Consider the following 15279-nt stretch of genomic DNA (forward strand, 5'->3'; position numbering starts at 1 on the left):
TCAGCTCCACCGATGCTCAACCACGCATCGGCCGATCGGCTCGTTGAACCCCTGACGAACCCTATTCGCCGAGGTGAAGCCATGTCCCGTCTGCGCCTGCTGCTCGCCCCCGCGGCCGCGATGATCGCCGTTCTCGCGATCGCCGCCCCGGCCCAGGCGGTGACCCCCGCCGAGAAGCTGTCCGTCATGTCGAGCTGGTCGCAGACCAGCGTCAACAGCTACAACGCGTGGAACAGCGCGCGGCAGAACCAGGGCGCATGGTCGGCGTACGCGTTCGACTGGAGCACCGACTACTGCTCCACCAGCCCGGACAACCCGCTCGGCTTCGACTTCAAGCTGTCCTGCCACCGGCACGACTTCAACTACCGCAACTACAAGGCGATGGGGCAGTTCTCCGCGAACAAGTCCCGCCTGGACAGCGCCTTCTACGAGGACCTCAAGCGCAAGTGCGCGACGTACAACGCCGTCGTGCGCCCCGCCTGCACGAGCCTCGCCTGGACCTACTACCAGGCCGTCAAGGCCTTCGGCAGCGTCGGCGCGGTCAGCCAGGCCGACATCGCCAAGGCCCAGAAGATCAAGGACGACGCGCTGCGCGCCCACGCCGCCGCGAACGACTGACGACGCCCGCTTCCGCGGTTCCTGCGCAGGCTTCCCGATCCGTCTCCGGGAAGGCTGCGCAGGACTGCGTCAGGGGCCGGTCAGGAGCCGCTGGGCAGCTCGGCGAAGCGGCTGGAGTCCACCGCGAGATCCGGGTGCTCGACCGCCAGCGCCAGCGAGGCCGTCTCGCCCAGCGACAGGGCGGTCCCCCGGGCGTACGCCTCGTCGAAGGCCGCGTCGCCCAGCGCCGCCCGAGCGGCCTGCAACTGCGCGGTCCAGAACGGAGCGAAGATGCCGGGGCCGCAGTGCAGCCGCACCGTCGCCGACTCCGACGCCCCGAACAGCATCGCCGCCGTCACCGCGTCCCCGCCCTGCACACACCGCGCCGCCATCGCCTTCACGGCCACGCAGGCCCGCCCGTGGAAGCCGTACGCCATCCGCGAGCGCAGCGCCACGGTCAGGTGCTCGTGCGCGGCCACCAGGTCACCCCGGCGCAGCGCCACCATGCCGAGCAGCAGGTCCAGGGTGCGCCGCCCGCGCTCGGCCGGGCGCAGCTGCTCCAGCTGGCGGGACGCGGCCAGCAGCGTGGCGGCCTCGTCCAGCGCGCCGCGCAGCCACAGCAGCTCGGCCAGATTGCACACCGCGAACAGCGCGTCCGGCGCGACCTCGTACCGGGTCGCCCAGGCCAGCACCTCCCGGCAGGCCTGCTCGGCATCGTCGGGCTGGCCCGCGTCGCGCAGCGCGCCCGAGCGCCCGGCCAGCACCCGCGCCAGCAGCCCCGGGTCGCCCGCGCGGCGGCCCGCGGTCTCGGCGCGGCGGCTGAACCGCAGCTCCTCGACGAACTCCCCGTCGACGGCGGCATGACCCGAGTGCGCGTGGTAGGCGCGGGCCAGTTCAGCGTCGGGCACCTGCTCGCCGGTCTCGGACAGGCGGGCGTACAGCCGGAACAGCCACAGGCGGCCCTCCCGGGCCAGGCCGCGCTCGCGCCACCACTGGTCCAGCCCGCACGAGATCTGCAGACCGGAGCGGGCGCTGCCGCCCGTGCCGCACCAGCGCAGCGCGGCGCGCAGCTCAGCCGCCAGCGGGTCGATCGAGTACAGCGACAGGGTCACCGGCTGCTCGTCCGGGCCGCGCCCGACCGCGTGCAGCGCGCGCAGCGCCCAGGCCACGTGCCGGTCCCGGGCCGCGGCCTCCTCGCCGTGCGCGGCCAGCTGCCGGGCGGCGTACCCCCGGATCGGGTCCAGCATGCGGTAGGTCGTGCCGTGCGCACCCGGTTCGGCCTGCACCAGCGACTTGTCCACCAGCACGGTGAGCGGGCCGAGCGGGTCGCCGTCCAGCAGCCACTCCACCCCGGCCAGGCTGACCGGACCGGCGAACACCGACAGCCAGCGCAGCAGGTGCGCCGCGTCGTCCGGCAGGGTGCGGTAGGACCAGGTCACCGTGGCCTGCATGGTGGCGTGCCGGGCGTGCGCGCCCGAATGCGGTCCGCCCGCGTCCAGTGCCCGCAGCGGGTCGCTCTCCTCGGCGGTCAGCTCGGCGTGCAGCCGTGCGGCGAGCTCGCCGCCGGACAGCACCCGCAGCCGGGCCGCGGCCAGCTCGATGGCCAGCGGCAGCCCGTCCAGGCGGGCCGCGACGCGGGCCAGGTCGGCGAGTTCGGCGGGTTCGACCGGTCGGCCACCGCGCGCCGCCGCGGTGCGCTCGGCCAGCAGCGTCACCGCGTCGCTGGCAGTACCGCCCGCGCCCGGTGACAGCGACAGCGGGGGGATGCGCCACACCAGCTCGCCCGCGATGCCCAGCGGCTCGCGGCTGGTCGCCAGCACGGTCACCTCGTGCGCCCCCGCCAGTAGCTGGGCCACCAGCGGCGCGACGGTGCCGACCTGCGCCTCGCAGGTGTCCAGCAGCAGCATCAGGCGGCGCGTCGAGGCGTGCTCGACCAGGGTCTCGACGACCGGTCGGCCCGGCTCCGGGCGCAGGCCCAGCACCGTGGCGATGGTGAAGGCCAGCAGGCCCGGATCGGTGACCCCGGCGATGTCGACGTTCCAGATCCCGTCGGGATAGGACTCGATGAGGTCGTGCGCGACGGCCACGGCCAGCCGCGTCTTGCCCGCGCCGCCCGCGCCCACCACCGTCGTCAGCCGGTGCGCCGACAGCAGTTCGGCGAGCTCGGCCCGCTCCGGGTGACGGCCGACGAAGGAGGTCAGCGGGCTGGGCAGGTTGTGCGGGGCGGTGCGGTCGGTGCGCGGGCGCGGGAAGTGCTGCTCCAGTTCCGGGGCGACCAGCTGGAACAGGCGCTCGCGGCCGTCGAAGCCGCGCAGCCGGTGCAGGCCGAGGTCCAGCAGCCAGGCCTGGTCCGGCAGCCGTGCGGCGGCCTCGGCCGTCGACGCGGACAGCAGGATCTGCCCGCCGTGCGCCGCCGCGGCGACCCGCGCGGCCCGGTGCACCTCGGCGCTGGCGTACTCGCCGCCGTGCGGCTGCGCGATTCCGGTGTGGAGGCCCATCCGCACCCTGGGCTGCGCCTGCGGATCGGCCCACGGGTGCGCCTCCAGTGCGCGCTGTGCGCAGGCGCACGCCTCGACCGCGGTCGAGGCGTCGGCGAAGGCGAAGAAGTAGGAGTCGCCCTCGGTGAACAGTTCCACGCCACCGGCCGCCGCCAGCGCAGCACGAAGCACCCGCCGGTGCTCGTGGAGCACCGGCCGGTAGCCGTCGCCGAGCATCTGGGCCAGTCGGGTCGAGCCCTCGATGTCGGTGAACAGGAACGTCACCTGCCCACGCGGCAGGTGTATACGCTGCGGCACGCGCGGATAACCTCCGCCCCCCTGGAAGTCGCGGTTCATGCTGCCGTACCCCCACCTGCACAGGACATCGTGAGAACGGGTTGATCGAGCCATCCGAGGTGTCACCACCCGCGACGATGACCGCGATCGCTGCCGTGTCGAGCTGCCAACCGTCGTAACGAGGACACCGCAGGGCGGATGTGGGCCGTCAGGTCACAACCGGATCATCCAAGCCGTCTCGACGGACAGCACGTGCGCACGACAATGCGGCGCGGGCGAGGCATACTCGAACGCGTGCGGGACGGGGAGGACACCACGGAAGCGGCGGCGCGGGCTGAGACGCCGGCCGACGGCGATGCTGCGCGCGCGACGGCGTCGCCAGACGCCGAAACCGTTGCCGCGACAGCGGATGAGGCCGACGGCGACGCCGTGACCAGGCCGCAGGCCGCTCCAGCCGCCGAGGCCGCGCCCGGGACCGCCGCCGTGCCGGAGCCGGCGGCCACGTCGGACACCGCGCCCGAAGGCAGGACCGCGCCCACGATCTCGGTCGGGGCGGCGATGGTGCAGTTGCGGACCGCGACGATGGACGCGGGCCGCGTGATCTGGCAGCAGTCGCGACGCCCCGTGGGCAGGCTCACCACCATCGGCGCGACCCTGGCGCTGCTGGTCACCGCGGCGGGCGTGTCCGGCGCGCTGCTGATCCCCTCGCTGGGCGGGGCCGAGGCCGCGGTCGCGCCGACGCCGACGCCCTCGGTGACGGCCGAGGCGCCGCCGACCACCGCGCCGAGTCCCAGCGCCGAGCCGACGCCCCCGGCCACCGCCTCGCCGACCCCGGCCGCCCGGCCCGCCGCCGTGTTCCACCGCTGGGCTGAGGCCACCTCGCCCAAGGTGGACGTGCCGGTGACGGCCCTGGAGGCCTACGCGTACGCCGAATGGGTGGTGACGTCGACCCGCCCGTCGTGCAAGCTGCGGTGGACCACCCTCGCCGCGATCGGCAAGATCGAGTCCGATCACGGCCGCGCCAAGGGCGCGAAGCTCGGCGACGACGCCAAGTCGATGCCGCCGATCGTCGGGCCCGCCCTGGACGGCACCAAGAACACCAAGAAGATCAACGACACCGACGCGGGCACCCTCGACTTCGACAAGAAGTGGGACCACGCGGTCGGCCCCATGCAGTTCATCCCGGCGACGTGGCTGACCTACGCGGTGGACGCCGACAACGACCAGCTCGTCGACCCGCACGACCTCGACGACGCGGCCCTGGCGGCGGCGTACTACCTGTGCGCGCCGGGCAAGGACCTGACCGTCGTGGCCAACTGGAAATCGGTGGTGCTGTCGTACAACAACGTAGGGGTGTACCTGCAGAAGGTGTTCGACACCGCGCAGGCGTACGGTCGTAGCAGTCAGACCTGATCAACCGGACGTCTCGCACAGTTCAGCGAAACGGCCCATAACACTACCGTCCGCCACTACCTTCATCGTTGATCGCCACTCAGCGTAATGGTTTGCATACGATGACAGGTGGGACCCTTCCGTTTCGGGGGCGCAGTGTGCAAGCTGGACAAGTGAAGGTGCGCGAATGGGATCCCCGTACCGCCGCCGCCACTGAGATCACCTCTCTGGTCGCACTCCTCAACGAGGTGTCCGCGGTCGACCTACCTGATGATCCGCTGTGGCAAGACGGCAGGATGCGCGACTACCTGGCGGTCACCATGCCCGGTGAACGCAAGATGATGTGGCTCGTCGAAGAGAACGAGGGCGATGCCGCACGCGGCGTCGCGCCGCTGGGCGCCGGGAGCATCATCCTGCTGGGCGACATCGGCGTCATCGAGATCCTGGTCCACCCCAAGGCGCGCCGCCTGCGCATCGGCCGCGCGCTGCTGACCGAGCAGGTGCGGGTCGCCCTGCGCAAGGGCTTCACCACGCTGGGCGTCGAGGTCGCCGGCGCCACCACCGCCATGGACTTCTACCGGGCGTACGGCTTCACCCTGGCGTTCACCGAGATCCGCAGCGTGCTGCGGCTGGACACGGTCGACTGGTTCTCCCTCGGCGACCTCGCCGCCGGGGTCGGCGCCGGATACCAGATCGAGTTCTACGCCGACGGGCCGCCCGAGCACCTGATCACGCCGTACGCGGCCGCCAAGGCCGAGGTGCGCGACGACTACGACCTCGGCGACCTGGACCTGCGCCCGAGCTCCTACGAGCCGGAGCGCCTGCTCGCCAGCCTGCGCACACTGGCCGCCCGGGGCCTGCAGCTCTACATCGTGGTCGCCGTCCAGGAGAAGACCGGTGAGGTCGCCGGGCTAACCGAGGTCGTCGTCCCGGCCCAGCGCCCCGGCCGCGCCGACCAGTACGACACCGTCGTCGTGCCCCGCCACCGCGGCTACGGCGTAGGCCGTGCGATCAAGGCCCGGATGCTGTTCGAGCTGCGCTCGGCCGAACCGAACCTGACCGAGGTGCAGACCTGGAACGCCGCGGTCAACGAACCCCTCATCAAGGTCAACCAGGAGCTCGGCTTCGTCGCCGACCGCCAGTGGCTGGAGTACGAGGGCGACGTCGTGGAACTGGCCGCCAGCCTCGGCATAAGCTGATCCGATGCCACGCTACGACTTCCGCTGCCGCGCCTGCGGCGACACCTTCGAGGTGAACCGGCCCATGGCCGCGGCGGGCGACCCCGCGCCGTGCCCGTCCGGCCACGACGACACCGTGAAACTGCTGACCACCGTCGGCCTGTCCGGCCGCGGCGACGCCATCCCCGCCCCGTCGGGCGGCGGTGGCGGTGGCTGCTGCGGCGGCGGCTGCTGCAGCTGACCCGCCGAACCCCGGCTCCGGCCTTCAACCGCGAAAGATCGCTGTTTCGGGTCACAAAGTGAGGTCTGACCGCACTTTGTGACCCGAAACAGCGATCTTTGCACCAGCGGCGCCCGGCCGCACCCGGCTCAGTAGTCGGCGCGCAGGCGGCGGGCGGCGTCGACGGCCCAGTAGGTCAGGATCAGCTGGGCGCCGGCGCGGCGGATGGAGTGCAGCGTCTCCATCATCACCCGGTCGCGGTCGATCCAGCCGTTGGCGGCGGCCGCCTCGACCATCGCGTACTCGCCGCTGACCTGGTAGGCCGCGACGGGCACGTCGACCATGTCGCGGACCGCGGAGATCACGTCGAGGTACGCCAGGGCGGGCTTGACCATGACGATGTCGGCGCCCTCGGCGACGTCGAGCGCGACCTCGCGCAGCGACTCCCGCAGGTTCGCCGGGTCCTGCTGGTAGGTGCGCCGGTCGCCGTCCAGCGACGACTCGACCGCGTCGCGGAACGGGCCGTAGAAGGCGGAGGCGTACTTGGCCGCGTACGCCAGAATGGTCGTGTCGCGGTAACCGGCCTCGTCGAGCGCGCGGCGGACCACGGCGACCTGGCCGTCCATCATCCCGGACGGGCCGACCACGTGCACCCCGGCCGCGGCCTGGGCGACCGCCATGCGGGCGTACGCCGCCAGGGTCGCGTCGTTGTCCACCGAGCCGTCAGGGCGCACCAGGCCGCAGTGGCCGTGCGAGGTGAACTCGTCCAGGCACAGGTCGCTCATCACCACGACGCTGTCGCCGACCTCGGCGACCACGTCGCTGATCGCCACGTTGAGGATGCCGTTCGGGTCGATGCCGCCGAAGCCGGTGGCGTCCTTCTCGGCCGGGATGCCGAACAGCATGATGCCGCCGACCCCGGCCTGGGCCGCCTCGGCGACCGCCTTGCGCAGCGACTCGCGCGAGTGCTGGAGCACGCCGGGCATCGACGCCACGGCGCGGGGCTCGGCGATGCCCTCCTTCACGAACACGGGCAGGATCAGCTCGGCCGGATGCAACCGGGTCTCGCTGACCATCCGCCGCATCGCCGCAGTGGTGCGCAGCCGTCGCGGCCGCACGTTCGGGAAGGACATCACACACTCCCTGGGTGGAAAATCGGCACGTCCTCGCAGCTCAACGATGAAGTTGTGCCGCGAGGACGTGCCGCGTCAGTCTTTCTAGCGGAACCGCAGCGCGGTCGGGCCCTGGACCTTCGAGCCCCGGCGCTGCTTGGCGGGCATCGCGGCGAGCCGCTCGCGCAGCTCGACGGCGTACATCGCGAGCGCCTCGACCAGGTCGGGGACGGACGCGTGCTCGGGCTGCACATCGACGCGCAGACCGAACTCCAGCGCGGTCTCGGCGGTCTTCGGGCCGATCACCGATACGACCGTACGCTGGTGCGGCTTGCCGGCGATACCCACCAGATTGCGCACTGTGGAGCTTGACGTGAACAGGACCGCGTCGAAACCACCCGACTTGATGGCGTTGCGGATCTCCTCCGGCGGCGGCGCGGCGCGCACGGTCCGGTAGGCGGTGACGTCGTCGACCTCCCAGCCGCGCTCGGTGAGCCCGGCGGCCAGCGTCTCGGTCGCGATGTCGGCGCGGGGCAGCAGCACCCGGCCCACCGGGTCGAAGATCTCGTCGTACGGCGCGAACTCGGCGAGCAGGCCCTCGCTGGACTGGTCGCCCGCGGGCACCATCTCGGGCTGGATGCCGAACGCGCGCACGGCCTCGGCGGTCGACTCGCCGATGCAGGCGATCTTGACGCCGCCGAAGTGGCGGGCGTCGAGGCCGTGCTCGGCGAACTTCTCCCACACCGCGCGGACCGCGTTGGCGCTGGTGAAGATGACCCACGCGTACCGGCCGTCGACCAGGCCCTTGATCGCCCGCTCCATCTGGGCCGGGGTCCGGGGCGGCTCGACCGCGATCGTCGGCACCTCGCACGGGATCGCCCCGTACGCCCGCAGCCGCGCGCTCATCACGCCCGCCTGCTCCTTGGTACGCGGCACCAGCACGCGCCAGCCGTACAGCGGCCGCCGCTCCCACCAGCCCAGCTTGTCCAGGTTCTGCACGCCGCCGCCGACGGTCACCACGACCCGGCCGGAGAAGCCGAGGGCCGCGGCGACGAAGCTGTCCACCGACGAGGTCGTCGTGTACTGCGTGTCGCCGGTGCCGTCGCCGGTGATCGCCACCGGCTGGGTGCCGTCGACGCCCGCGGCCAGCAGGCCGTCGCGCACCGAGGCGAGGTCGCCGGCGTCCACGGCCAGCGCGACCGAGCCGTGCCGCACCGCGGCGGCCAGCCCGTCGAAGTCGAGCGTGGTGACGTCGTCGACGTCGGCCGCGGTGCGCACGCCGGTCAGCGGCACACCCGCGTAGGTCGCCACACCGGCGGCCTGGGGCACGCCCGGCACGACGGCGAAGCGCACGTTGGTCCGGGCGACCGCCTGGACCTCCTTGACGACGGCGTCGTGGCCGAACGGGTCACCGGTCACCAGGTGCACCGCGTTGCGGCCGGAGCGTGCCTCGGACAGCAGCACCTTGGCCACGTCCCCGGGCACCCCCTCGGCGGGGCTGTATTCGGTCAGTTCGCCGGTCTCGGCCCGCAGCGTGTCGAGCAGCGCGTCGGGCACGCTGCGGTCGTACACGATGTGGTCGGCTTCGAGCAGCGTGTCGTACGCGCGGCGGGTGAGCAGTCCCGGGTCGCCGGGTCCAGCCCCGACGAACGCGACGTGCCCGGCGGGCTTACGGGTGCGGGTCATTCTGCACTCCCAAGTACATTCTCGGCACCGTCTTCAAGCAGGTCGGCGGCCAGGGCCCGCCCGACCTGCTCGGCGTCGGCGAGCGTTCCGGTGCGCGACAGTCGGAGGGCGAACCGCCCGTCCACGCTGATCACCGCACCGCGCAGGTAGATCTCGTCGTCTTCGGTTGTCTCGGCCAGCGCGGCGACGGGTGCGCTGCACCCTGCCTCCAGCGCGGCAAGCAGCGCCCGCTCGGCGGTGACCGCCGCGCGGGTCGCCCGGTGGTCGAGAGCGGCGAGCGCCTCGACCAGATCGGCATCTGCGGACCGGCACTCGACGGCCAGCGCGCCCTGGGCGGGCGCGGGCAGCATCAGCATCGGGTCCAGGATCTCGGTGACCTCACCGGCGCGGCCCAGCCGGGCCAGTCCGGCGCGGGCCAGCACGACCGCGTCGAGTTCGCCGTCGGCGACCTTGCGCAGCCGGGTGTCCACGTTGCCGCGGATCGGCATGGTGGTGAGGGGCAGGCCCAGCGCGTTGATCTGCGCGATGCGGCGCAGCGCCCCGGTGCCGATGACGGCCCCGGAGGGCAGCTCGGCCAGGGTCAGCCCGTCGCGGGCGATCAGGGCGTCGCGCGGGTCGGCCCGCTCGGGCACGGCCGCGATGGACAGGCCGTCGGCGGGCGCGGTGGGCAGGTCCTTGTACGAGTGCACCGCGAAGTCGATCTCTTTCGCGGACAGCGCGTCGCGCAGCGCGGACACGAACACGCCCACGCCGAGCTGCTGGACGGGCGCGGACGAGCGGTCGCCCGCCGTCGCGATCTCCACGAGCTCGACCCGCAGGCCGGTCGCCGCGGTCACCATGTCCGCCACGGTCTGCGACTGCGCCATCGCGAGGGCGCTGCCTCTCGTACCGAGGCGGAGCACGCCTGTGCTGGTCATCAGGCACCCCCCTTCAAATCTGGCACATCTGCCACCGTGGTGTGGTCCGGCGATCCGGGGATCACCGACAGGTCGAACAGGTCCCGCAGCAGGCTGGCGTACGCCTCCCCGCCGGGCTCGGCGGCCAGCTGGCGCACCCGCACGGTCGGCTGGTGCAGCAGGCGCTGCACGATCCGGTGCACGGTGTGCGCCACATCGGCGCGCTGCTCGTCGGTCAGGTCGGCGCGGCGCTGGGTGAGGCGGCGCAGCTCGGCGCTGACCACGTCCTCGGCCCTGGCCCGCAGCGCGGCGACCGTCGGGGCCACCTCGGCCCCGCGCAGCCAGCTCGCGTACGAGTCGACTTCGCCTGCCACGATCTGCTCCACGGCCGCGACCTCGCGGTCGGCGGACGAGCGGGGGCAGACCGGAGCACCGGCGGTGGCCGGATCCAGCACGGTGCCCAGGCGCGCGACGTCGACGAGCCGCACTCCGGGAAGCTCGGCGACGGCCGGCTCGACGTCGCGCGGCATCGCCAGATCGATGATAGTCAGGATCTTGCCGGACCCCGTGCGCGCCGCACCGACGTTCTCGGTCGTGAGCACGTGTCCGGTCGACGCGGTGGCGGTGATCACGACGTCGGCCTGGGCCAGCAGCTCGGGCAGTCGCTCGATCGGGGCGGCGGTGGCGCCGTACGCGTCGGCCAGCCGCTGGGCCCGGTCCAGGCCGCGGTTGACCACGGTGACCGTGCCCGCGCCGCGCCTGGTCAGCTCGGCGACGCTCAGCGCGCCCATCGCGCCCGCGCCGATGATCAGCCAGCGGTGGCAGTCGGCGGAGTTGGCCACGGCGTGGTCCAGCGCGGCGCTGACCATGCTGCGCGGCGCGTGGTCGATGCCGGTCTCGGCGTGCGCCCGCTTGCCGACCCGCAGCGCCTGCTGCAGCAGCTCGTGCAGCACCTTGCCGGCCGCGTCGGCCTCGGTGGACTGCTGGTAGGCCTCGCGGAGCTGGCCGAGGATCTGCGCCTCACCGGCGACCATCGAGTCGAGCCCGGCGGCGACGCGGAAGACGTGGCGCACCGCGTCCTGGCCGTGGTGCACGTAGAGGGTGTTCGCGAGCTGCTCGGCGGGCACGCCGGACAGCTCGGACAGCACCTCGCCGAGGTGGCTCAGCCCGGCGTGGAACGCGGGCACGGCGGCGTAGACCTCGACCCGGTTGCAGGTGGAGACCACGACCGCCTCGGAGAGCTCGCCGCCGGACAGCAGCCGGGGCAGTGCCTGCGGGCCTTCGACCAGCGACAGCTTCTCCAGCAGCTCGACCGGCGCGGTCCGGTAGGACGCACCGACCACGATGAGGTTCACACGGCCACCTCTCCTAGCGCGGCGACGGGGGCGCCGTTGACGGCCTCCCCGAGGACGCGGGCCACCCGGCCCTGCCCGGCGGCGCGCGCCGGCGGGTTCACCTGCTCGGCGGCGGCATGGCCCGCCGCGGCGGCCCGGCTGCGGGCGGCCGAGTTGGCCTGCTCGGTCCGGGCCGACTTGCGGTGCTCATGGAACGAGAGGATCTGCAGCTCGACAGCGAGATCCACCTTGCGTACGTCGACCTGCTCCGGGAGGTTCAGGACCACCGGGGCGAAGTTCAGGATGCTGGTGACCCCGGCCGCGACGAGCTGGTCGGCGACGGCCTGGGCGGCCCCGGCGGGGGTGGCCAGCACGGCGATGGAGATCGCCTCGGACTTGACCACCTCGGGGATGTCGGCGGTGTGCCGCACCGGGATGCCGTTGATCAGCTCGCCGACCCTGGTGAGGTCGGCGTCGAACAGCGCGGCGATACGGAACCCGCGGCTGGCGAACCCGGCGTACCCGGCCAGCGCGTGGCCGAGGTTACCGACGCCGACCAGGGCGACCGCGCGGCGCATGTTCAGGCCGAGGATGTACTCGATCTGGCCGACCAGGGGCTCGATGTCGTACCCGACGCCACGGGTGCCGTACGAGCCGAGGTGGGAGAGGTCCTTGCGCAGTTTGGCGGAGTTGACCCCGGCGGCCAGCGCCAGGCCCTCACTGGAGACGGTGTCGTGTCCGGTCTCGGCGAGGTGATGCAGGGCACGCAGATACTCGGGCAGTCGGGCCACCGTCGCCTCGGGCAGGTCCGGGAAATCCGGGACCGCTCCTGAAGTGACCGCGCCGACACGGCCGGTGATCCCGGCTTCGTGACCGGTGCGCTGCTGACTCATGAGACTCCGTGCCGAACAAGGCTTAGACCCCAGATCACATGGCCGAACGGCTCTGTGCTAGCGGGGAACGTCGAGGTAACAGACTAAGCGCTTGTGAACAGGTGCACAAATCGCGATCTTGAAAGCGCGCCCATCCGGGATCGCGAATCGGCCAGAATGCCCCCGCGGCATGTGTGCCCCCACTCTGGCCGAACCCCACTCCACCCGTCACGGAGAGTCGCCGTAAAGGCGGTTCGCGGCGGGCGTCCGGATGGGCGCTGCACCGCGATTATGTCGCAACCATGACAAAGGCTCCCAAAACACGCCCACCTGATCAGGCGCGAACATGGGCAAAAGACGCTAATCACTCGAACCGTCGAGGCGGTGACGGTCGGCGCGGCCATCCAGAGACGAACGTCACGCCGCTAGCGCGACCGCCTCCAGGAGCGTGTCCGCGACGGGCACCCCGTACGCGCGCAACTTGGCGGGGTCGGTGAAGCCGCCGGTGTAGAGCACGCAGCGCGCCCCCACGGACGCGGCCGCGTCGGCGTCGTCGATCGAGTCGCCGATCAGCACCACGTCGGCGCCCTCCAGGCGCAGCTCGGCCAGGTGCCGCTTGAGGTGCCCGGCCTTGTGCGCCTGCTCGCCGCCCAGCCGCTCGCGCAGCCCGTCCACCCGGATGAAGTGCGAGGTCAGCTCGTAGCGCGTGACGGTGGGGACCAACTCGTCGTGGAACCACATGGACAGCAGCGACTGCGTCCCGGTCCAGCCGCGCAGCGCGTCCACGGCGCCGACGGCCAGCGCCAGTTCGGCCAGGCCCGTGCGGTACGCGTCGTGGAAGACCCGGTCCAGCTCGACGAACTCGGCCTCGGTCAGCGGGCGGCCCAGCACGGAGCCGTAGTACTCGCTGATCGGGCGGCGGAAGTCGCGGCGGTGCTCGTCTGCGGTCACCTTGATCGACAGGCCGGGCGCGGCCAGCTCGAACGCCACGTTGGTGGCGCTCACGACCAGGTGCAGGTCGTCGACCAGCGTGCCGTTCCAGTCCCAGACGATGTGCTTCGCGCCGCGCTTCATCGCGTCAGATTACCCGCGACACCCCTGCTCAGAGTGCCCGGCCCGGTCGTGGCGAGCGTGTCTCAGCCCTGGCCGAGGTCACGGCGCAGGCGCTGCTCCTCGACGCGCCAGTAGCCGTGCTCCCGGCCATCGAGCATGATCACCGGGATGCGGTCGCCGTAGTCCGCCTCCAGCTCCCGGTCGCCCGAGATGTCGATCTCGGTGTACGGCTCGCCGATGCGCTCCAGCACCGCCACCGCGTCCTCGCACAGGTGGCAGCCGGGCCGGGTGTACAGAGTCAGTCGGGTCACCGCGTCATTCTCGCAAGAGCCCCTTGCGCACCTTGCCGATGACCGAGTACGGCAGCGTGTCGGCGAACTCGATCTCGCTGGGGCACTTGAACCGGGCTAGGTTGCGGGCGCAGTGCGCGGCCAGCTCGGCAGCGGTGACCTCGGCCCGCGGCGCGGGCACCACGACCGCGCGCACCTGCTGGCCGGTCATCGGGTGCGGCGCGCCCAGCACGGCCGCCTGGGCCACCCCCGGGTGCGCCAGCAGCACCTGCTCCACCTCGGCCGGGTACACGTTGAAGCCGCTGACCAGGATCAGCTCCCCGAGCCGGTCGACCAGGAACAGGTCGCCGTCCCCGTCGGCGTACGCCACGTCACGGGTGGGCCACCAGCCGTCGGCGTCCGGCCCGCCACGGCCGTCGGGCCAGTACCCGGCGAACAGGTTCTCCCCGCGCGCCACGATCTCGCCCGGATCGGTGCCCGGCGAGTCCGGCATCGCCAGGTCCGGATCGTCGTCGTCCTCGTCGTCGACGCCGAGCGGTTCGCCGCCCCGCCACACGTCCTCGCCCGCCCGGTTCACCAGGCGCAGCTCGACGCCGGGCAGCGGGCGGCCGATGGATCCCGGCTTGGCCGCCGGGGCGGCGACGGTCGAGGCCAGCACCGGCGCGGTCTCAGTGAGCCCGTAGCCGACCTGCACCGGGTGCCCGGTCAGCGCGGCGAACCGGGCCGCCGCAGCGGGTTCCAGCGCCGCCGCGCCGCACACGGCCAGCCGCACCGAGTGCAGCCGCTCGCCGATGTCCGGCACCGTGCTCCAGGCCAGGAACATCGGCGGCACGCCGACCACCACGGTCACCCGCTGCTCGGCGATCAGCGCGGCGGAGCCGGCTGGGTCGAAGTCGGCCAGCAGCACCCCGGCCGCGCCGTGGAACAGCACCGAGCCGAGGCCGGTGTTGAGCCCGTACGCGTGGAACAGCGGCAGGGCCAGCAGCACCGTGTCGTCCGGCCCGACCAGCGGGGGCTCGACGGCGGCGAGCTGCCGGTGGTTGGCCAGCAGCGCCGTGTGCGGCAGCATCGCGCCCTTGGGCACGCCCTCGGTGCCGGAGGTGTAGAGCAGCAGCGCCAGCCCGTCCCCCGGGTCCTCGGCCGGGGTCGCGCCCTCGGCCACCGGCAGTGCCGTCAGCGGGTGGGCCACCTCGACCCCGGCCAGCAGTTCCGGCGCGGCGACCAGCACCTGCGCGCCGCTGTCGGCCAGCACGTGGCGCAGCTCGCGCGGCGTGAACCCGGGGTTGCAGGGCACCGCCACCAGGCCCGCCCGCAGCACGGCCAGCAGGGTGACGGTGAAGTCGAGGTCGTTGCGCAGGGCGATCGCGACACGCGCGGGATGCCCGGCCGAGGCGGGCAGGGCCAGCGCGTGCAGGCCGCGCGCCGCAGCGTCGACCCTCGCCTCCCACTCCGCCCAGGTCAGGCTGTCCGCGCCCGCGCGCAGCGCGATGCGGTCCGGGGTCGCGGCGGCGTGCTGGCGCAGCAGTGTGGCGAGGTTCACGGAGGCTGAGTTTTCCACAGCCCGGCCCGTCCGCCCACCCCTCGCGTTCACCGTCCTGACACGACGCCGCCACAGCCGCCACCGTCACGGGGACTACGGGCGCATCACCCACCCGGGTGAGCGGCCCCGAAACTTTCGGCCAGTAGGCGGACCAGCGCACACAGTGTGCGACGACACCTATGGGGGGCGGTGCAACATTTCGGTCCGGCGTGTAACTGACTCCACACCGCTCGGTGAGTTGGGGCCTTTATAGTCCTCAGGGTCGGCTCACCCTTTTTGTCATGAGTCGACACCCCTCAGCCAGAGGAGGCCTTTGTGCCGTTTATCGCACCGAA

Annotated in this window: 13 protein-coding genes; 4 read left to right on the forward strand and 9 right to left on the reverse strand. The window is 72.7% G+C overall.

What is annotated here, in order from left to right:
• The first annotated feature begins 81 nt into the window (after nt 1-81).
• Nucleotides 82-618, forward strand: a complete 537-nt coding sequence (locus HAV40_RS28220; RefSeq protein WP_166386517.1) for a phospholipase — start codon at nt 82-84, stop codon at nt 616-618.
• A gap of 80 nt (nt 619-698) precedes the next feature.
• Here HAV40_RS28220 and HAV40_RS28225 read toward each other — a convergent pair whose 3' ends face one another.
• Nucleotides 699-3392, reverse strand: a complete 2694-nt coding sequence (locus HAV40_RS28225; protein WP_166386519.1) for a winged helix-turn-helix domain-containing protein — start codon at nt 3390-3392, stop codon at nt 699-701.
• 408 nt (nt 3393-3800) lie between these two features.
• Between HAV40_RS28225 and HAV40_RS28230 the strand changes: the two genes are divergently transcribed.
• From HAV40_RS28230 to HAV40_RS28240, 3 genes are all read left to right on the forward strand, one after another.
• Entirely contained in the window at nt 3801-4784 is a 984-nt protein-coding gene (locus HAV40_RS28230; RefSeq protein WP_166386521.1) for a lytic murein transglycosylase, read from the forward strand.
• 152 nt (nt 4785-4936) lie between these two features.
• Nucleotides 4937-5962, forward strand: a complete 1026-nt coding sequence (locus HAV40_RS28235) for a GNAT family N-acetyltransferase (protein WP_239086901.1) — start codon at nt 4937-4939, stop codon at nt 5960-5962.
• Between the two features lie 4 nt (nt 5963-5966).
• Entirely contained in the window at nt 5967-6182 is a 216-nt protein-coding gene (locus HAV40_RS28240) for an FmdB family zinc ribbon protein (protein ID WP_166386525.1), read from the forward strand.
• A 128-nt stretch (nt 6183-6310) separates the two neighbouring features.
• Here HAV40_RS28240 and hemB read toward each other — a convergent pair whose 3' ends face one another.
• From hemB to HAV40_RS28280, 8 genes are all read right to left on the reverse strand, one after another.
• A complete protein-coding gene (gene hemB / locus HAV40_RS28245) occupies nt 6311-7294 on the reverse strand; it encodes a porphobilinogen synthase (protein ID WP_166386527.1) in 984 nt (327 codons plus the stop codon).
• Nucleotides 7295-7378: 84 nt separating this feature from the next.
• Nucleotides 7379-8959, reverse strand: a complete 1581-nt coding sequence (locus HAV40_RS28250; protein ID WP_166386529.1) for a bifunctional uroporphyrinogen-III C-methyltransferase/uroporphyrinogen-III synthase — start codon at nt 8957-8959, stop codon at nt 7379-7381.
• The gene (gene hemC / locus HAV40_RS28255; RefSeq protein ID WP_166386531.1) at nt 8956-9876 is read right to left on the reverse strand and encodes a hydroxymethylbilane synthase; all 921 of its coding nucleotides are present in this window, start codon (nt 9874-9876) and stop codon (nt 8956-8958) included. The genes HAV40_RS28250 and hemC overlap by 4 nt, the downstream gene beginning before the upstream one ends.
• Nucleotides 9876-11210, reverse strand: a complete 1335-nt coding sequence (locus tag HAV40_RS28260; RefSeq protein WP_166386533.1) for a glutamyl-tRNA reductase — start codon at nt 11208-11210, stop codon at nt 9876-9878. Before HAV40_RS28260 ends, hemC begins: the two co-directional genes overlap by 1 nt.
• Nucleotides 11207-12082 (reverse strand): redox-sensing transcriptional repressor Rex, encoded by an 876-nt coding sequence (locus HAV40_RS28265; RefSeq protein WP_166386535.1) that lies wholly within the window; start codon nt 12080-12082, stop codon nt 11207-11209. The genes HAV40_RS28260 and HAV40_RS28265 overlap by 4 nt, the downstream gene beginning before the upstream one ends.
• Nucleotides 12083-12478: 396 nt before the next feature.
• Nucleotides 12479-13135: an HAD family hydrolase gene (locus HAV40_RS28270; RefSeq protein WP_166386537.1), complete on the reverse strand. Its 657-nt coding sequence runs from the start codon at nt 13133-13135 to the stop codon at nt 12479-12481.
• A gap of 62 nt (nt 13136-13197) precedes the next feature.
• Nucleotides 13198-13425, reverse strand: a complete 228-nt coding sequence (locus tag HAV40_RS28275) for a glutaredoxin family protein (protein ID WP_166386539.1) — start codon at nt 13423-13425, stop codon at nt 13198-13200.
• A 4-nt stretch (nt 13426-13429) separates the two neighbouring features.
• Entirely contained in the window at nt 13430-14944 is a 1515-nt protein-coding gene (locus tag HAV40_RS28280) for a class I adenylate-forming enzyme family protein (RefSeq protein ID WP_166386541.1), read from the reverse strand.
• Between the last annotated feature and the right edge of the window lie 335 nt (nt 14945-15279).

It is taken from the genome of Catellatospora methionotrophica, assembly GCF_011297335.1.
Lineage (GTDB): Bacteria > Actinomycetota > Actinomycetes > Mycobacteriales > Micromonosporaceae > Catellatospora > Catellatospora methionotrophica.